This window comes from Ensifer sp. B1-9 (assembly GCF_050474445.1).
In the GTDB taxonomy this organism is placed as follows: domain Bacteria; phylum Pseudomonadota; class Alphaproteobacteria; order Rhizobiales; family Rhizobiaceae; genus Ensifer.
In genome coordinates this window covers 370,635-388,960 of sequence record NZ_JBCHVG010000007.1, presented here as the reverse complement: position 1 = coordinate 388,960, position 18,326 = coordinate 370,635, and the positions used below count along the sequence as shown (strand labels likewise).

The following is an 18,326-nucleotide window of genomic DNA, read 5'->3' as shown; positions in this document are numbered from 1 at the left end:
TTTATGGGGCCTTTGACCGAAGCTCGCCCGGAGATATGCAGGCGAAATGAAGGAACCTCAGCCAGGGGCAAGCCAGACCTAGACCGCTCATCGCCACGCCACAAACGACGATATCTCGCAGGAGATATAAATAAATCTAGGGCTTGGGGTCATTCCTCTAGTGAGTGCATTGCCTGATCGCGTCAGGGGTTATTTGCGACACAAAGCTAATACCACGCACAACGTTGTCATTGCTGGCCGCTCAGGGTAGTATTCGCCCGCGGTTTGGAGGTCTTCGTCTCCGGACCGCGTGTTTTATTCGTGAGCTGCTTCTGATTGAACAGAAGAGTCTCTCCCATCCGGGGAGCATACTCGGAAGCTATTTACATCCGACGCCACTCAATGGCGCCTCCGCCCGATCTCTATTCCAGACAGACGGCCATATTGGAGGATAAAATGAGCAAGCAGACCGTAACTATCATTCTTGCCGGCGCTCTAGCCTTGTCGGGGTGCCAATCTGCCTACGTGTCGAAGAGCGGTCCGACGGGCAACGAATTCGGCTGCATTGCCGGAACGGTCGGCGGCGCAATCGTCGGCGGCCTGATCGGCTCGACGATCGGTTCAGGTACCGGCCAGCTATGGGCTGTTGGCGGTGGTGCTACGTTGGGCGCCGCGGCCGGCAACGCTCTGACGTGCCGCTACTATTGATCGCGGAAGGGTGAGGGATGAGAAAACTCGTTCTTATGAGTGTGCTTGTGGTCTGTCCGGCTGGTCTCGCTGTCGCGCAGCAAGCCGCAACAATGAGCCAGGGGCAGATGGATGCGCTCGATCGCAACAAGGACGGTGCGGTCGACCGGTCCGAATACGAGGCCTTCATGACGACGGCCTTCGTCAATCTGGACAGGAACAAGGACGGCAGCCTCACCTCCGACGAGACGAAGCAGGCGCTGAATGCCCAGCAGTTTGCCGCCACCGACGCAAGCGGCGACGGCAAGATCACCCGGAACGAATTTCTGGACCGGGTGATGGCGGACTTCAAGACGGCGGATCGAAGCGGCGACGGCAATCTGAAGTAACGCTTTCGACTGGCGCCGCGGCGCGCGAAGGGCGCCTGCGCGTTCGGGCGACCGGCCGGCTGCCGGTTGCCTGGCGACGGAGTTCGCCCTGAACCGGCGACATCGGATCGAGGCGATCAGCCGAGCGGGATCGCCTCGATCACGAACACCCAGATTGGACCGCCGCCCTTTTGATGGGCCGGTTTGATCACCTTCGTCACGGCATATTTGCCCTCACCGAATTCCAGGACGGCGTAAGGGAGAACCTTGGGATCGATGCCGAAGGGATCCAGCGTGCTGACGCTCGCCGGGGCGTGTCCGAGCGTATGCTCGATGAAGAGCTTCCCTCCGTCCGCCAATTGGCCCACCCAGGTCGTGAAAGCCTTTTGCGGATCGTGGGCGTGATCGTGGGAATTCGTGTAGACGAAGTCGAAGGCTTTCTTCCAATCCGGATTTTCGTCGTGGAAATCCCACTGGGTGAGCCCGAACCGGGATGCCGTGTCCGAGATATCCGTGCCCATGACGTCGATGCCGAGGCGATCCGAGAACCATTTGACCTCGGTGCCATTCCTGGAGCCGTGGCAGAGGCCCCGCTTCGCATTTGGGATGGTCTTGCGAACATAGTCACAGATCACGTCGATCGTCGCCTCGTCGGCCCAGACCTGGTCGATCTTGCGCTTGTTTCCCTCGGTTTGAACCGAGACATACTGCTCGTAGCTTGAATACTGCATCAGGCGGTAATCGCCTCGATAGTCCTCGCCACCACCATGCGAGACGGAGTAGCCCCGCTTGCGCAGGAAGTTCCGAGCGAGCTGCTCAACAAAGTTCATGTCGGTTCGTCGCCTCTCCGTTGAGGATGGATGAACCCCGACTAATTCAACTTTCGCTCAGATTCAATCGGTGCGGAAACGGGAACAGCGTTGGGCTGGCTTCGCGAGCTCTTGACCTCAACCTATGTCGAGGTTGTAACAAGGCATCCGATAGAGCTAATCGGCAGGATCGGATTTCATGCGCATAAGGAAACTCACACTGCCGGCATCGGATGTCTCGGCGAGCGCAGCCTTCTTTCGCGACATGCTGGAACTGCCGGCAAACGGGAACGTCATCCAGGTGGGGTGGAGCGAAATCCGGCTGATCCCCGCCGTTGAAGAGGCGCCCCAAGGCGTGCATTTGGCGTTCAATGTGCCCTATGACCGGTTTGATGCGGCAATCGCATGGTTGAAGGGGCGCACGGCTCTGCAAAAAGAGCCGGATGGTCGTGAGTGCCACGTGCTGGAGGGGTATTGGCAGTCACGATCCGTCTATTTCGATGGTCCCGACAGGTCCGTGCTTGAATTGATCGGCCGCCGCAGGCTGGTCGATCCTGCTCGGAAGCGGCCATTCGGCGGGTCTGAGCTAAGCTGCCTCAGCGAGGTCGGCCTTCCAAGCGACAATGTCGCGAGCACTGTGGCCGAAGCCGTCAGCACGTTCGGGGTCGGAACGCTCGGACCGGCCACTTCGGGTTTTGCCGCTATCGGTAATGACGAGGGGCTGCTTATCGCCGTCGACCCAAGCCGCCCATGGTTCCCGCAGAAGCGCCAATTGCCGGGCGCTCGAGGTTTGGAAGTCGCATTGGACGGCGTGGAGACATCCGGAATCCTGTCGGATCGCAGTCACGGTTGGAAGGTTCGCGCGGCATAGGGCCAGTTGCGATCCGAACGGCACTGTCCGCCATCGAAGGCAGAGCACGGAATTGCGGCATGCCGCGTCGGTGAGGCCGAGGACGCTGCGAAGCTTCCGCGAGGCAAGTTCAGGCCGCGGCTGAAGGAGAACGGCGCAGCGTGATAACCATGGCGACGACGACATGCGCCTCGCCAGGATCTACGGCGGCAGATCACCAGGAGGATCGGCGGCATGACGCGTCAGGATACAGCTTCTGGGTAGCGACGAAGGAGCATGCCAACAAAGAACATGGTCATCATCATCAGATAAGTGGTGATTGAGAGGACGCGAAAGAAGTTTGCGAACGGAGGAAGATGCATCCGAGAAAGCTGTTTAACAGGCACACCGCGCGGTTTCGTCAGCAACAATCCCAGGTAGCTGAATAAAAAAGCTACCAGAAGCTCGATCAGATAAATGTCCATCCAGTCCGGGACTCTTATCCGGCGGGTAAGAGTGAACGCGAACGCTTGATTGGCTGAAAACAACGTCAAGCAAGCATAGAAGCAGACAAACTTCCCGTATTTCCTGATCATCGTGCCGCCCGCCCGGCACGATGGTGGATCATCCCGGGGATGAGGAACAGGTCGGCCAGCAGCCACACACCCAAGGCGACAATGAACAGTGCCCCGATTCCGACGCTCGCGGTGCCGAAGCCAATCACGAGCAAGGCGATCATTGCGATGCCGCTTCCGGTGCGGCCGATATAAAACCTGTGCGCTCCGAAGCCGCCAAAGAGAATCCATAATAGGTAGGCGACCGCTGTCGATTTCGCCTCGTTCGTCACACGCTGCTCGACCAATAGCTGCTCAGCAGTGGAAAGATTCATGATTTGCCCCCAATACACTACAACCATGAAGGTGCATGGTCCCATAACGCACGTTATAGTCAAGTCTTATTTAGGCTTTCCTAAATTTTAACGTGTGCTATCGTCCGCTGCAGGGGGGTGACATGGGGAAAGTTGTCGACTTCGACCCACGGAAGCGTCGGAAATGGAAGACGGGGCACAATGTGCCAAGTCAGCGCAGGCCCCACGCGCCGCGGCGATCGCCGCACTGCAAGGACAACAGTTGGATCCCCGGCATCGCCATGATCACAGCAATTGGTCTCTTCGGCATTTCTGAGTACGTGCCGCTGATTCCTGGCTGCGACATAAAGGGCAACATCAGTGACAACACTGAGGAGCGGATCTACCATCTCCCGGGGCAGGAATATTACAGCCAAACGCGCGTCAATTACTTGGACGGAGAGCGGTGGTTCTGCTCTGAGGAGGCTGCTCGCGAAGCCGGGTGGCGAAGGGCTTACAAGTAGCCTTCATGAGAACATGCCGGCCGGGTGACAGCCTCGATCGCGGCGATATCTGGGGCGTCAGGGGCTCGTCATTCGTCGGGCGCCGATCATCACCAGTGGTCGCCCCATCTTGTCGACGCTGCTCACGCGAGCATCGTGCCCGGACCTGAAGCGGTTCACCGTGTTTACTGCCACGCCCGCTTTCTTGCGCGAGTTCCTAGATGCTCTTGAAAGGAAATGGTGCCGCTTACGTGACTCGAACACGTGACCCCATCATTACGAATGATGTGCTCTACCGACTGAGCTAAAGCGGCCCGGAGGCGGTTCCGCGGAAGACCGCGGAACGAATGTGAGGCGCTGATAAACGCAAAGCGCCAAGATTTCAAGCCATCAGTTTCGAGAACTTGAAAATTCCTTGTTGGTGGCCGCGACGGGCATGGCGTTCAGGCCAAGGCGGGTGCGTGCCGCATCGTATTCGCGCTCCAGCCGATCGACGAGACGGGCGACGGAGGTCACTTCCTTGATTGCGCCGACGCCCTGGCCGCAGCCCCAGATGTCCTTCCAGGCCTTGGCCCCTTCGGTCGCGGCGCCGAAGTCCATCTTCGACGGGTCCGCCTCCGGCAGATGGTCCGGATCCATGCCGGCAGCAGCGATCGAAGGCTTCAGGTAGTTGCCGTGAATGCCTGTGAAGTAATTGGAATAGACGATGTCGGCGGCGTTGCTGTCGACGATCATCTGCTTGTAGGCGTCGGTGGCGCGCGCCTCTTCCGTCGCGATGAACGGCGAGCCGATATAGGCCATGTCGGCGCCCATCGCCTGCGCCGCCAGGATGGCACCGCCGGTGGCGATCGCGCCCGAGAGGAGCAGCGGCCCGTCGAACCAGGAGCGGATTTCCTGGACGAGCGCAAATGGGGAAAGCGTACCGGCATGACCGCCGGCGCCAGCGGCAACCGCAATCAGGCCGTCGGCGCCCTTGCGGATCGCCGAATTGGCGTGGCGGTTGTTGATGACGTCATGCAGCACGATGCCACCATAAGAATGGATGGCGGCGTTGACCTCGGGCACGGCGCCGAGCGAGGAAATGACGACGGGAACCTTGTACTTGATGCAGAGCATCAGGTCCTGCTCGAGCCGCGCGTTGGACTTGTGCACGATCTGGTTGACGGCAAAGGGTGCCGCGCGCCGCGTCGGGTTCCTGGCGTCGTGAGCGGCGAGCGTCTCGGTGATCTCGGCGAGCCATTCGTCGAGCTGCGACTGTGGGCGTGCGTTGAGTGCCGGGAAGGCGCCGATCACGCCGGCCTTGCATTGCGCAATCGTCAACTGCGGATTCGAGATGATGAACAGAGGGGCGCCAACGACAGGCAGTCTCGTCGTTCCGGAAAGAATTGGCGGAAGCGGCATCGGTTTCTCCATCCCTCGATTGGCGCATCGAAATTTTGACGTTTGCGTAAACGTCAAAATAGATAGCAGCAAGTTCGTCGCTTGCAAAGAGGTGGTTTTCGCGCAGGCGACGCGGGCCTATCCTTGAGACGGTCCGCGAAGTTGTCGCGTTTTCCCCGGGCTTGGCCGGTCGACTTGGCCGCCGGACTTGCGGATTCCGAAAGCAGCGGTTACGCAATTGTTAACAAAACCAACGGCGTGCCTCCAGATTTAACCGTTGAGGCCCTTGGGGACGGTTCGAGGGGCCGATCGGCGAGAGTGCGCCGGCAGGCCCAAAGCCCTGCCTACACAGAGGACTTGATGTGAGCGGACTTGAGACTGCAATCAGAAACGCGCTGGAGCGCTCCGACCGCGCCAGCGCGGAAACACGTGCCCGCATCTATCAGTCGGCCCGTCAGGCGCTGGAAGCCGGATTGCAGAAGCAGGGAATTGACGACGTCAATGTCATCACCCAGCAGCGCCATCGGCTGGAGGCGGTGATCCATGCGATCGAAACGGAGGAGCGGGCGGCCCTGCGGGCGCGGCCGCCGGTGCCTCCCGCCGCCATTCCTCCCGTCGCCACGCCTCCCGCCGTCAGCGTCGACGAAAATGTCCGCGCACGCGGACCGGAGCAGGCGCGTGCCGAGCCGCAATCCCGGTCTCAAATCCAACCACAGTCTCCTCAGGCGGACCGCCGCGAACCGGGCTTTGCGGCCGATGCGCCGCGTTCCACGGCGGCAGACGGTGGTCTCGGTGGCCTTCGCGCCGAGCGTGACGGTCCGGTCGTCTCGACGCGTGCGGCTGCAGATACAATGGCAAAGGGCGCCGAGGCCACCGCAGCCGCGCCCGAAGTTCGCGGGGATACCGATCGAAAGCGGCGCCGCAAGCGCAGCCGCTTCCTGTCCTTCACCATGGTTGTCGTCACCCTCGCCGCCGCCGCAGGCGCCGCAATCTGGTGGGTGCAGACCAATGGCCTCCTGAAATCCGCGGCCGAACGCGACACCAATGTCGCCAACCCACCGGCGTCGGTGGCATCGGAAAATTTCGACGGGGCGGCGGGTCTGCAAACGCTCGGCGCTCAGCAGGGCTTCACCGGCGATTGGGTGGAGGTCTTCGCGCCGACAAACGCCGGCGCCGTCACACCCGGCTCACGCGCCAAGGCCGAGCCTGTGGATGACGATGGCGGCAAGCGCATCCAACTCACTTCGTCTTCCGCCGAAACGGAAGGCGACATCACCATCGAGATCCCGGCGGCCGTCCTGGCGCAGCTTTCCGGTAAAACCTCGACCATGGCGCTGACAGTGCAGGCGCAGCCGGGCAAGACGACCGAGTTTGCCGTCGAGTGCAATTTCTCCTCGCTCGGCGAATGCGGCCGTCATCGCTTCACGGTGCATGACGAGCGGCTCGACATGCTGTTCAAGATCACCTTCGATCGCAGCCTTGCGCCGAATTCCGCCGGCCGGATCGTCATCAACAGCGATATCAGCGGCGAAGGCAAGAGCCTCAACCTTTACGCCATTCGCGTTCTTCCGGGCCAGTAAGCTTCCCGGTTCGAAAGCCCAAGGCCTTCGAACCGCTGGGGCGCCGGTCGGGCGACCGTGCTGGCCGCCCGCTCGGGCGTAGCGTCCGGTCACCGACGTATGAGCGCTACTTCAGAAAGCCAGGGCCGGACCCGACGATCTTGTCGTCGACATCGCCGATTGCGTCCTTGTCCTTGCCGCCATAGTCGAGCGCGCAAAGGATATGGCGGATGAGATTGAGGCGTGCGCGCCGCTTGTCGTTGCCGCGCACCACGGTCCAGGGTGCGTGGTCCGTGTGCGTCGCCTTCAGCATCTCGTCACGCTTTGCCGTGTAGTCGTCCCATTTGTTGAGGGCGGCAATGTCCATCGGTGAGAGCTTCCAGATCTTCAGCGGATCGTGGCGGCGATCGTGGAAGCGCTTGAGCTGCATCTCGCGGCCGATGTTGATCCAGAATTTGAAGAACTGGATATTCTCATGCACGATCATCTTCTCGAAGCGCGGCACCTGCTTCAGGAACTGCTTGTGCTGCTCGGGCGTGCAGAAGCCCATGACCGGCTCGACGCCGGCGCGGTTGTACCAGGAGCGGTCGAACAGCACGAATTCGCCGGCCGTCGGCATGGTCGCGACGTAGCGCTGGAAATACCATTGCCCGTGTTCGGTCTCCGTCGGCTTCGTCAGCGCGACGATACGGGCCCAGCGTGGGTTCAGGTTGCCCATCGTCGCATGGATCGCGCCGCCCTTGCCGGCGGCGTCGCGGCCCTCGAACAGCGCCATGATGCGTTTTCCGGTCTTCTGCTGCCAGAGCTGAACCTTGACGAGTTCGATCTGGAGTTTCTCCAGCGTCGCCAGATATTCTTCCTCGTCGAGCTTCTTCTTGTAGGGATAGTCGTCGGAGGAGAAGGCAGCGTCGTCGATCCACTTCGGCAACTCGGGATTGTCGATGTCGAAGATGCGGCTCTTGCCGCCGATCTGCAGCTCCACAGCGCGGCTTTCCGCCTTTTCCGTCGTCTCCGCTAACGCCATCTGCTCGCCCCTTCGGCCTGGCGCACGGCTCCGAAAACCGGCTTCGATCATCGGCGGGATCATGCGCGTTTTCAAACTCTCGGAGCTCCGGGCAGCGCCGAAAAGACGCGGTGCCCAAGGCTCGATTTCCTTGGAGGAGGCCACAATTGCATTGCGGATTCAAGCCGGTCGTGAAAATCATGTCATGAAGGATCGCTATTCCTCGGTCGTTTTGGTCCGGGAGGAAGAGAAAGTGATTCATGAGGATGTCGCGGTGGACGGTTCGAAAGCGTTCTGGCGGGACCTGGTTCCGCGGCTGAAAGCAGAGCGCTGGCTGCTGAGCCTTACTCTGCTGCTGGCAATCCTTGCGACCATCGCCGGCATCCACTTTCTCATCGTTTTGCCGTTTTGGATCGTTCTGGTTGCAGCTTTGCTGAACCGTAGCGCGCCGGCTTCAGTGATTTTGAGCCCCGCCAAGGCTGTGGTTGCGACCGGCCCGACGAGCGATCCGCTGGCGCCCGCGCTGAATGCGCTCGACATGCCGGTGCTGGTCGTGGCCGCCGACGAGACGGTGGTCTTCCAGAACATCGCCGCCGAGAAGGCCTTTGGCACCATCCCGCCAAAAACCTATCTGGCCGCACGGGTGCGCGCGCCGGGCATCCTCGACATGGTCCGCGAGACGATGGCGACCGGCAAGGCCAACCAGATCGAACATACCGAACGCTTGCCGTCGGATGCGGTCTACATCGTGCGCGTTGCGCCGGCCGAGGTTCCCGGCGATGGCGCGGGCAGGCGGATATTCCTGTTGACCTATCGCGATATCTCGCAGGCACGCCGCATAGACCGCATGCGTTCGGACTTTGTGGCCAATGCCAGCCATGAATTGCGCACGCCGCTCGCATCTCTGCGCGGCTTCATCGAGACCCTCCAGGGTCCGGCCCGCAACGACCTGAAGGCGCAGGAGAGATTTTTCGGCATCATGCACGAGCAGGTCACGCGCATGAGCCGCCTCGTCGATGACCTCCTGTCGCTTTCGCGACTGGAACTGCGCTCGCATATCGCCCCCGACGATCCGGTGGACCTTGCGCCCTTGCTCGGCCATGTCCGCGACAGCCTGCTGCCGTTGGCAAAGGACCTCGATGTCACGGTCTCTCTCGTGGTGCCGGACAAGCCCGTCGTCGTGCAGGGCGATCGCGACGAACTCATCGAGGTCTTCGAGAACCTGATCGAGAATGCCTGCAAGTACGGCCAGGAGGGCAAGAAGGTCGACATAACCCTTTACGGCGGCGAAGAAGGCGCCCAGGCGGAAGTGATCGTGAAGGACTACGGGCCGGGCATACCCGCCGAGCACGTACCGCGCATTACCGAGCGGTTTTACCGGGTCAATGTCGAGGCCAGCCGGTCGAAAAAGGGCACCGGATTGGGCCTCGCCATCGTCAAGCACATCCTCACCCGCCACCGTGCTCGGCTGCTGATCCATTCAGAGATCGGCAAAGGTACGACTTTTACGGTCCGCTTCTGACATATTGACGCGGGAAAGCTCGGAACCGTTCATTTTCCATTAGTATTTTCAATGACATGAGCTGTCATAAATGTTTCGTCAAACTGACATAAAAGGTGTGGCTATCGGCGGCTAACTAGGGGGCAGCCGATAAGACGGCGAAGAGCGCTGCAACGCTTGGCGCACACCAACACAAGCCCATTCCGGGAGAACTTTTATGAAAGCTCTTAAACTCACTGTCGCGGCGCTGGTAGCGTCTGCCGCATTTGCCGGCGCAGCCGCCGCCCGTGACCAGGTTCAGGTCGCTGGCTCCTCGACCGTCCTTCCCTACGCCAAGATCGTCGCCGAGACGTTCGGCGAGACCTTCCCCGACTTCAAGACCCCGGTCGTCGAATCCGGCGGCTCCTCCGCCGGCCTGAAGGAATTCTGCAAGGGCGTCGGCCCGGATACCATCGACATTGCCAACTCCTCGCGCAAGATCAAGGACAGCGAAGTCGAGGCCTGCAAGGCCGCTGGCGTGACCGAAATCCAGGAAGTCAAGATCGGCTATGACGGCATCGTCTTCGCAACCGACGCCGGCAATGCCGACCTCGCCCTGAAGCCGGTCGATCTCTACAAGGCGCTCGCCGCTGAAGTCGTCGTCGACGGCAAGATCGCTGCCAACCCCTACAAGAAGTGGTCGGAAGTCAACTCCGCGCTTCCGGACGTTGATATCGCCGCCTTCATCCCGGGCGAAAAGCACGGCACCCGCGAAGTCTTCGAAGAGAAGATCCTCGCGGCAGGTTGCAAGGAAGCTGGCGCCGTTGACGTCATCAAGGCTGCCGTTGCCGATGAAAAGCAGCAGCACAGCAAGTGCGTCGCCGTCCGTAAGGACGGCATGGCTGTCGACATCGACGGCGACTACACCGAAACGCTCGCCCGTATCGCTGCCAACAAGAACGGCATCGGCGTCTTCGGCCTGTCCTTCTACGAAAACAACGCCGACAAGCTGAAGGTCGCGACCGTCAACGGCGTCGCACCGTCGACCGAAACGATCGCTTCCGGCGAGTACCCGGTTTCCCGTCCGCTGTTCTTCTACGTCAAGAAGGCACACCTCGGCGTTATCCCGGGCCTCAAGGAATATGTTGAGTTCTTCATCAACGACCAGATGATCGGCCCGGACAGCCCGCTCGCCGAGTACGGCCTGGTTGCTGCTCCGGACGCCGAGCGCGAAGAAATTCGCAAGGGCTTCGAAGCCGGCAACATGCTCTGATAACGACAAGCCCCGGCGCGACCTTCCTCGCGCCGGGGCATGCCTTCATTCGATTTGCCGGCGGCTTATGACGGGCGACGCCGGGGAGACGTGCCGATGAGTACTTCGCTCCTTCTTTTGCTAATTGTTGTTATTGGTTTCATTGCCTATTTTGCCGGTCGCGCACGTTCGCTGGCGCAGTCTGGCGGCAAGCTCTCCAACCTCCATTCCTTGCCGGGCTACCATGGTAGCTACGTCGCCATCTGGGCGATGCTGCCGGCGGCGCTCGTTCTCGGCACCTGGCTGATTGCGGCACCCATCTATATCGACGGAAGCACGCGCGCCGCCCTGCCGGATACTGTCCAGAGCCAGGGTGCAGCCGCCGTTCAGCTCGCGCTCGGCCAGGTCAAATCCGTTGCCGGCGGCCTGCTGCGCTTGAGCGGCGAGGAGCTTTCGGCGCTCGAAAGCGGAAGCGCCAATCTTCGCTCGACGCTCGCATCCAAGGGCGTTGCCCTTGCGGGCGAAGGCGAGCCCTACATGGTCACCGTCGCCCAGCACTTCAACGCGATGACCGTTGCCAATCGCTGGTTCATGACGGCGGCCGTTCTGCTGGTCGCGATCGCCGGCGGCATCTACGCCATCCGCAACATTGCCACCCGCTTCCGTGCGCGCAACCAGGTCGAGCGGGTCATTCTCGGCTCGCTGATCGTCGCGTCTTCGATCGCCATCCTGACGACCGTCGGTATCGTCGCCTCGATGCTGTCGGAAGCCGGTCGCTTTTTCACCATGGTCTCGCCGTTCGAGTTCTTCTTCGGCACGGTTTGGGATCCGCGTTTCGCTGCAGCCGGCAGCGGTGGCGCCTCCGGCCAGTTCGGCCTTCTGCCGCTTCTCGCAGGCACGCTCTACATCGCCTTCGTCGCCATGCTGTTCGCGGTGCCGATCGGTCTCTTCGCGGCCATCTACATGGCGGAATATGCAAGCCCGCGCCTGCGTTCGACCGCAAAGCCGCTGCTCGAAGTGCTCGCCGGCATCCCGACCATCGTCTACGGTTTCTTCGCACTGGTGACCGTCGGCCCGTTCCTGCGTGACATCTCGGCGCAGCTCAACGGTCTTGTCACCGGCAACTACCAGAACTTCATCCAGGCGCAGAGCGTGGTCACCGCCGGCATCGTCATGGGCATCATGCTGATCCCGTTCGTATCGTCGCTTTCCGACGACATCATCACCCAGGTGCCGCGCGCGCTGCGTGACGGGTCGCTGGGTCTCGGCGCCACCCGCTCGGAAACGGTGAAGAAGGTCATCCTTCCGGCAGCCCTTCCGGGCATTGTCGGCGCGCTGCTTCTGACCGCGTCCCGCGCCGTCGGCGAAACGATGATCGTGGTGCTGGCGGCCGGTGTCGCAGCCCGCATGCAGCTCAATCCCTTCGAGCCGATGACGACGGTGACGGTGAAGATCGTCAACCAGTTGACGGGCGACCTCGAGTTCACCTCGCCGCAGACGCTGGTCGCCTTCGCACTGGGCATCACGCTCTTCGTCATCACGCTCGGCCTCAACATTTACGCGCTCTACATCGTGCGCAAATACCGGGAACAGTACGAATGACCGACATCGCTTCCCCGACCGTCCGGATTTCCGCCCGTCCCGCATCCGCCAAGCGTGATATCGGCATCAAGCGCCGTTATGCCGCCGAGCGCCGGTTCCGCGCCTACGGCATTGCCGCCATCAGCATCGGTCTCTTCTTCCTGGCGCTGCTGTTGTGGACCGTCATTTCCAACGGCTACACCGCGTTCCAGCAGACGACGATCACGCTGCCGATCGAATTCACCGAAAAGGTCATCGACCCCAAGGGCGAACGCACGAGCGACAGCAAGGTGCTGATGACTGCCAACTATCCGCTGCTGGTGCGCGAGGCGCTCGTCAAGCAGCTCGGCATCGATGCGAGCAAGCGGCCGCTGGTCAAGCAGGCGACCGACATGGTCTCTGCGAGCTCCCGTACGCTGCTGCGCGACATGGTCGTGGCGGATCCGTCCATCATCGGCAAGACCGTTCCGGTCACCCTGCTGGCAGAAGCCAACATCGACTCCGCCTACAAGGGGCAGATCGACCTCAAGGTCGAAGAGAGCAAGCGTAAGGTTAAGGACCAGCAGGTCACCTGGATGAACCAGCTTGCCGAGGCCGGTATCCTGAAAAAGAGCTTCAACACCGGCATCTTCATCTTCGGCGCCTCCAGCCGTCCTGAAGCGGCGGGCGTCGGCGTCGCCGCCCTCGGCTCGTTCTACATGATGATGATCGTGCTCGCGCTGTCGCTGCCGATCGGCGTTGCCGCCTCGATCTATCTCGAAGAGTTCGCGCCGAAGAACCGGCTCACCGACCTGATCGAGGTCAACATCAACAACCTCGCAGCCGTTCCGTCGATCGTCTACGGTCTGTTGGGCCTCGCCGTCTTCATCAACTTTGCCGGCATGCCGCGCTCGGCGGCCGTCGTCGGCGGCTTCGTGCTGACGCTGATGACGTTGCCGACGATCATCATCGCCACCCGCGCGGCCCTCAAGGCGGTGCCGCCGTCCATCCGCTCGGCGGCACTCGGTCTCGGCGCCTCGAAGATGCAGACCATCTTCCATCACGTTCTGCCGCTGGCGATGCCGGGCATTTTGACCGGTACGATCATCGGCCTTGCCCACGCGCTTGGCGAAACCGCGCCGCTGCTGTTGATCGGCATGGTCGCCTTCGTCGTCGACTATCCCGGTTCGCCGATGGAGCCGTCGACGGCGCTGCCGGTGCAGATCTACATGTGGGCCAACGAGGCGGAACGCGCCTTCGTCGAGCGCACCTCCGGCGCGATCATCATTCTTCTCATCTTCCTCGTCGTCATGAACCTTGGCGCCATTCTGTTGCGACGTCGCTTTGAGCGCCGTTGGTAGTGAGGTAATTTCTATGAACATCATGTCAGAAGCAGCAGTCGAGAAGGCCTTGGATCAGAAAATGAACACTGTGCCCTACAAGATGATCGGCAAGGATGTGTCGGTCTACTACGGCGAGAAGCGGGCGCTTTTCGACGTCAACCTCAACATCCGCGAGAATACGGTAACGGCTCTGATCGGCCCGTCCGGTTGCGGCAAGTCGACCTTCCTGCGCACGCTGAACCGTATGAACGACACCATCGAGAACTGCCGCGTCACCGGCAAGATCACGCTCGATGAGGACGACATCTACGATCCGACCATCGATGTGGTCGAGCTGCGCGCCCGCGTCGGCATGGTCTTCCAGAAACCGAACCCGTTCCCGAAGTCGATCTACGACAACGTCGCCTACGGTCCACGCATCCACGGGCTTGCCCGCACCAAGGCGGATTTTGACGAGATCGTCGAAACCAGCCTGCAGAAGGCCGGCCTGTTCAATGAAGTGAAGGATCGCCTGCATGAACCGGGCACCGGCCTTTCCGGTGGCCAGCAGCAGCGCCTTTGCATCGCGCGCGCCGTTGCCGTCAGCCCGGAAGTCATCCTGATGGACGAGCCCTGTTCGGCACTCGACCCGATCGCGACGGCCAAGGTCGAGGAGCTCATCCACGAACTGCGCACGAACTTCACGATCGTCATCGTGACCCACTCGATGCAGCAGGCAGCCCGCGTGTCGCAACGCACCGCCATGTTCCACCTCGGCAATCTCGTCGAGGAGAACGACACCGACAAGATGTTCACCAATCCGGATGACCAGCGCACCCAGGATTACATCATGGGCCGCTTCGGCTGAGGCCAATGACGGCTGCAACAGTAACTGGAAAGCGCCCGCAAGGATCGACGATCATGTCCATGCATATCATGTCCGCCTATGACGAAGAACTGAAGTACCTGACGCGCCGCATCTCGGAAATGGGCGGTCTCGCCGAGCAGATGGTCGCTGAATCCGTTCGCGCCCTGGTCAATTCCGACCTGGCTCTGGCGCAGAAGGTGATCTCGGACGACACCATTCTCGACGATGCCGAGCGCCAGATCGGCGAGAAGGCGATCGTCACGATCGCCAAGCGCCAGCCGGTCGCCGCCGACCTTCGCGAGATCATGGGGTCGATCCGCATCGCCTCCGACCTGGAGCGTGTCGGCGACCTCGGCAAGAACACCGCCAAGCGCGTGATCGCGGTCGCCGGTTCCGGCATCCCGCGCAAGCTTGCCCGCGGTCTCGAGCACCTCGCCGAGCTCGCCCTGGTGCAGCTCAAGGAAGTACTCGACGTCTATGCCTCGCGTTCGCCGGAAAAGGCCAACAGCATTCGCGAGCGGGACGAGGAGATCGATGCGATCTACACCTCGCTGTTCCGCGAGCTGCTGACCTACATGATGGAAGACCCGCGCAACATCACGCCCTGCACGCATCTTCTGTTCTGTGCCAAGAACATCGAGCGCATCGGCGACCACGCGACCAATATCGCCGAGACGATCTATTACATGGCAACGGGTGCCCAGCCGGAAGGCGAGCGTCCGAAGGATGACAATACGTCGACGTTGGGCTCGGTCAACGACTGAGCGTTAGACGCGCCGTTCGCAATGCATGCCCCCTGAATATCACCTGGTCGCGGCTCCGGTCGCGGCCCCGAATTCCTGTATCTGAAGCATGCGGCTTTCGCACCGCCTTTGAAAAACGCGGAAATGCTCCAGATTTAGAGTGTCTGAGCGCCGGCCCGGCCACTGGAGCCGCACGGCGCTCGCGGTAAGGAGACGTTACCTGATGTTGCCAAAAATCGCCGTGGTCGAAGACGAAGAGGCGCTGAGCGTCCTGCTGCGTTACAATCTGGAAGCGGAAGGCTTCGACGTCGATACGATCCTCAGGGGTGACGAGGCGGAGATCCGGCTCCAGGAACGCCTGCCCGACCTGCTGATCCTCGACTGGATGCTGCCCGGCGTCTCCGGCATCGAGCTTTGCCGTCGGCTGCGCCAGCGCCCGGAGACGGAGCGGCTGCCGATCATCATGCTGACGGCGCGCGGCGAGGAAAGCGAGCGCGTTCGCGGTCTCGCGACCGGCGCAGACGACTATGTGGTCAAACCCTTCTCGACGCCGGAACTGATGGCTCGCGTCAAGGCGATGCTTCGCCGGGCGAAGCCTGAAGTGCTCTCGACGCTGCTGCGCTGCGGCGACATCGAGCTCGACAGGGAAACCCATCGCGTCCATCGCCGCAGCCGCGAGGTTCGCCTGGGACCGACGGAATTCCGACTGCTCGAGTTCCTGATGTCCTCTCCGGGCCGGGTCTTCTCGCGCTCGCAGTTGCTGGATGGCGTCTGGGGTCACGACATCTATGTCGACGAAAGGACCGTCGACGTGCATGTCGGCCGCCTGCGCAAGGCGTTGAACTTCTCGACCATGCCGGACGTCATTCGCACGGTCCGCGGCGCCGGCTACTCGCTCGAAAGCTGAGAGGGACCAACAGCAGGCAATAAAAAAGGGGCCGCTCAGCCCCTTTTCTTTTGTTCCGGTGCGGAGCCTCAGCGCATCCGCCGACGTTCGGCCGACGGCTGGTAGGCAAGCCGTGCATGGAAATTGCAATAGGGCGAGGACTCCGGCGAGTCATTGCCGCAGAAGTGGAATTCTTCCTTCAGCGGATCGCCGATCGGCCACTTGCAGGTGCGTTCGGTGAGCTGGGTCAGCTCAAGGCGGCGCGACATCGGCACGACCACGTCCGTGCTGATGCTGAAATTCTGCTCGGCCACGAGATCGACTTCGATCTCTTCCTTGAGAACGGTGGCGCCGGACGGACGGGCAACGGTGCGGGTCGAAACGCGCGAGGCGTAGTTCGGAGCACGCGGGGCCGAGGTCGGCCGCTTCGGGCGGGCCGCCGCCGTGGCGCTGCCGCCAGCCTTGGCGCGTCCGGGAAGGCTCAGGCGGTGAACCTTGCCGATGACAGCGTTACGGCTGACGCCGCCGAGCTGCGCCGCGATCTGGCTTGCGCTCAGGCCCTCGGACCAAAGCTTCTTCAGTTTCTCCACCCGCTCGTCAGTCCAGTTCATCTCTGCACTCTCCGTTCTCAGCGTTGGGGATGGCAGAATCCCTCACCGCACCCCGGCTGAACCCCGAGGTTGCAAACGCGATAACTCTTTTGGTGACTAGGTCCGCCGCACGCGTCTAGTAATTGAATGTTAACGTACTGACCGCTGGACTCCGTGGCAAGAGTCCGGGGAATCACGCCGAATCGAATTCGTAGTTTTCCCCAACTTGCTCGATCAGCGTTGCATTTTTGCAAGCCCTTCCGGCCGATTTTTTCGTCGCAGGGAAACGGGTCTCGCCATCGCGCTGCAAGGCTTGGTTTTGTTGACATTGCGGTGCGAAATGGGAATAGTGCCTGCGCCGCCGAAAGGCGGCATTTTTGATTTTTATCGGGCCGCATGAAGCTGCGGTACCGATGCCGATTGGAGTGAAGGAGAGCCTCGCATGACTGCAACCACGCCGCTTTACGATACCTACATGCGCGCGCCGTTGCGTTTCGAGCGAGGAGAGGGCGTCTGGTTGATCGCCGAAGACGGCTCGCGTTACCTCGATTTCGCCGCCGGCGTTGCCGTGAACTCGCTCGGCCACGCGCATCCGCATCTCGTCGAGGCGCTGAAGGCGCAGGCCGAGAAGGTCTGGCACCTTTCCAACCTTTACGAAGTTCCGGGGCAGGAAAGCCTTGGCCGCCGCCTGGCTGCCGTCACTTTCGCCGATCGGGTCTTCTTTACCAATTCCGGTGCGGAAGCGCTGGAATGCGCGATCAAGACGGCGCGGCGCTATCACTTCGCCAAGGGCCAGCCGGAGAAGTTTCACGTCATCACCTTCGAGGGCGCCTTCCACGGCCGCACGATCGCGACGATCGCCGCCGGGGGCCAGCAGAAGTACATCGAAGGTTTCGGACCAAAGGCCCCGGGCTTCTACCAGGTTCCGTTCGGCGACCTCGCTGCCGTCAAGAATGCGATCACCGAAGAGACCGCCGCGATCCTGATCGAGCCGATCCAGGGCGAGGGCGGCATTCGCCCGGCGACGAAGGAATTCCTGCAGGAACTGCGCGCGCTCTGCGACGAGTTCGGCCTGCTCCTGATCCTCGACGAGGTCCAGACCGGCGTCGGCCGTACCGGCAAGCTCTTCGCCCATGAATGGGCGGGCATCCGCCCGGATATCATGGCCGTTGCCAAGGGCATCGGCGGCGGCTTTCCGCTCGGCGCTTGCCTGGCGACGGAAGAGGCGGCGGCCGGCATGGTGGCGGGCACGCATGGCTCCACCTATGGCGGCAACCCGCTGGCGATGGCCGTCGGCAACGCCGTGCTCGACGTCATCCTCGCTGACGGCTTCCTCGCCCATGTGCGCGATGTCGCGCTCGTCTTCCGCCAGGGACTTGCCTCGCTGAAAGACCGCTACCCGGATGTCATCGAGGACATCCGCGGCGACGGCCTGATGCTGGGCATCAAGGTAAAAGGCCCTTCGGCCGATCTCTTGAAGGAAATCCGCGCCGAGAAGCTCCTGGCCGTGCCGGCCGGCGACAATGTGCTGCGTTTGCTGCCGCCGCTGACGGTGACGGCGGAGGAAGCACGCGAGGGCCTCGCGCGCATCGAGCGCGCTGCCGAAGCGGTGCGGAAGGCCGGCGGCAACGCCGCTGCTTAACGGATAGGACCGACGCCGA

General features: G+C 61.8%; 18 protein-coding genes and 1 tRNA gene. 12 read left to right on the top strand and 7 right to left on the bottom strand.

Features of this window, described 5'->3' with window-relative positions; all coding sequences use genetic code 11:
- Positions 1–435: 435 nt before the first annotated feature.
- Positions 436–687 (top strand): glycine zipper 2TM domain-containing protein, encoded by a 252-nt coding sequence (locus tag ACQ5BM_RS15780; protein ID WP_057248089.1) that lies wholly within the window; start codon positions 436–438, stop codon positions 685–687.
- A gap of 17 nt (positions 688–704) precedes the next feature.
- Positions 705–1,055, top strand: coding sequence for an EF-hand domain-containing protein (locus tag ACQ5BM_RS15775; protein WP_429812839.1), 351 nt, complete (start codon positions 705–707; stop codon positions 1,053–1,055).
- Between the two features lie 116 nt (positions 1,056–1,171).
- On the opposite strand, the gene ACQ5BM_RS15770 is transcribed toward ACQ5BM_RS15775, so the two are convergent.
- A complete protein-coding gene (locus tag ACQ5BM_RS15770) occupies positions 1,172–1,864 on the bottom strand; it encodes a hypothetical protein (RefSeq protein WP_429812837.1) in 693 nt (230 codons plus the stop codon).
- Between the two features lie 244 nt (positions 1,865–2,108).
- Here ACQ5BM_RS15770 and ACQ5BM_RS15765 point away from each other — a divergent pair, with 244 nt between their 5' ends.
- Positions 2,109–2,714 (top strand): hypothetical protein, encoded by a 606-nt coding sequence (locus ACQ5BM_RS15765; RefSeq protein ID WP_429812835.1) that lies wholly within the window; start codon positions 2,109–2,111, stop codon positions 2,712–2,714.
- Positions 2,715–2,935: 221 nt separating this feature from the next.
- On the opposite strand, the gene ACQ5BM_RS15760 is transcribed toward ACQ5BM_RS15765, so the two are convergent.
- From ACQ5BM_RS15760 to ACQ5BM_RS15745, 4 genes are all read right to left on the bottom strand, one after another.
- Entirely contained in the window at positions 2,936–3,157 is a 222-nt protein-coding gene (locus ACQ5BM_RS15760) for a hypothetical protein (protein ID WP_429812833.1), read from the bottom strand.
- Between the two features lie 107 nt (positions 3,158–3,264).
- Positions 3,265–3,561 (bottom strand): TM2 domain-containing protein, encoded by a 297-nt coding sequence (locus ACQ5BM_RS15755; protein WP_429812831.1) that lies wholly within the window; start codon positions 3,559–3,561, stop codon positions 3,265–3,267.
- 699 nt (positions 3,562–4,260) lie between these two features.
- Positions 4,261–4,336: transfer RNA gene (locus ACQ5BM_RS15750), tRNA-Thr, on the bottom strand.
- Positions 4,337–4,412: 76 nt separating this feature from the next.
- Positions 4,413–5,423 (bottom strand): NAD(P)H-dependent flavin oxidoreductase, encoded by a 1,011-nt coding sequence (locus ACQ5BM_RS15745; protein ID WP_429812829.1) that lies wholly within the window; start codon positions 5,421–5,423, stop codon positions 4,413–4,415.
- A 341-nt stretch (positions 5,424–5,764) separates the two neighbouring features.
- Between ACQ5BM_RS15745 and ACQ5BM_RS15740 the strand changes: the two genes are divergently transcribed.
- A complete protein-coding gene (locus ACQ5BM_RS15740) occupies positions 5,765–6,982 on the top strand; it encodes a biotin transporter BioY (RefSeq protein ID WP_429812828.1) in 1,218 nt (405 codons plus the stop codon).
- Between the two features lie 106 nt (positions 6,983–7,088).
- Here the strand turns inward: ACQ5BM_RS15740 and ppk2 are convergent, their stop codons facing one another.
- Positions 7,089–7,985: a polyphosphate kinase 2 gene (gene ppk2 / locus ACQ5BM_RS15735; protein WP_429812825.1), complete on the bottom strand. Its 897-nt coding sequence runs from the start codon at positions 7,983–7,985 to the stop codon at positions 7,089–7,091.
- Positions 7,986–8,169: 184 nt separating this feature from the next.
- Between ppk2 and phoR the strand changes: the two genes are divergently transcribed.
- The 7 genes from phoR (at position 8,170) to phoB (ending at position 16,096) form a co-directional block, all read left to right on the top strand.
- Complete coding sequence (phoR, locus tag ACQ5BM_RS15730) at positions 8,170–9,486, top strand: phosphate regulon sensor histidine kinase PhoR (protein ID WP_429812822.1); 1,317 nt, start codon at positions 8,170–8,172, stop codon at positions 9,484–9,486.
- A gap of 196 nt (positions 9,487–9,682) precedes the next feature.
- A complete protein-coding gene (locus ACQ5BM_RS15725; RefSeq protein ID WP_429812819.1) occupies positions 9,683–10,717 on the top strand; it encodes a substrate-binding domain-containing protein in 1,035 nt (344 codons plus the stop codon).
- A gap of 96 nt (positions 10,718–10,813) precedes the next feature.
- Positions 10,814–12,298 carry a phosphate ABC transporter permease subunit PstC gene (gene pstC, locus ACQ5BM_RS15720; RefSeq protein WP_429812816.1) on the top strand — a complete coding sequence of 495 codons (1,485 nt, stop codon included), beginning with the start codon at positions 10,814–10,816 and terminating at the stop codon, positions 12,296–12,298.
- Positions 12,295–13,617 carry a phosphate ABC transporter permease PstA gene (gene pstA / locus ACQ5BM_RS15715; RefSeq protein ID WP_429812814.1) on the top strand — a complete coding sequence of 441 codons (1,323 nt, stop codon included), beginning with the start codon at positions 12,295–12,297 and terminating at the stop codon, positions 13,615–13,617. The genes pstC and pstA overlap by 4 nt, the downstream gene beginning before the upstream one ends.
- A 13-nt stretch (positions 13,618–13,630) precedes the next feature.
- Positions 13,631–14,446, top strand: a complete 816-nt coding sequence (gene pstB / locus ACQ5BM_RS15710; RefSeq protein WP_104662739.1) for a phosphate ABC transporter ATP-binding protein PstB — start codon at positions 13,631–13,633, stop codon at positions 14,444–14,446.
- Between the two features lie 50 nt (positions 14,447–14,496).
- Positions 14,497–15,210, top strand: coding sequence for a phosphate signaling complex protein PhoU (gene phoU / locus ACQ5BM_RS15705; protein WP_223727869.1), 714 nt, complete (start codon positions 14,497–14,499; stop codon positions 15,208–15,210).
- A gap of 202 nt (positions 15,211–15,412) precedes the next feature.
- Positions 15,413–16,096 carry a phosphate regulon transcriptional regulator PhoB gene (gene phoB, locus ACQ5BM_RS15700; RefSeq protein WP_057248102.1) on the top strand — a complete coding sequence of 228 codons (684 nt, stop codon included), beginning with the start codon at positions 15,413–15,415 and terminating at the stop codon, positions 16,094–16,096.
- Positions 16,097–16,164: 68 nt separating this feature from the next.
- Here the strand turns inward: phoB and ACQ5BM_RS15695 are convergent, their stop codons facing one another.
- Positions 16,165–16,686, bottom strand: a complete 522-nt coding sequence (locus tag ACQ5BM_RS15695; protein ID WP_429812810.1) for a GcrA family cell cycle regulator — start codon at positions 16,684–16,686, stop codon at positions 16,165–16,167.
- A 421-nt stretch (positions 16,687–17,107) separates the two neighbouring features.
- Between ACQ5BM_RS15695 and ACQ5BM_RS15690 the strand changes: the two genes are divergently transcribed.
- The gene (locus ACQ5BM_RS15690) at positions 17,108–18,307 is read left to right on the top strand and encodes an aspartate aminotransferase family protein (protein WP_429812807.1); all 1,200 of its coding nucleotides are present in this window, start codon (positions 17,108–17,110) and stop codon (positions 18,305–18,307) included.
- Positions 18,308–18,326 lie beyond the last annotated feature (19 nt).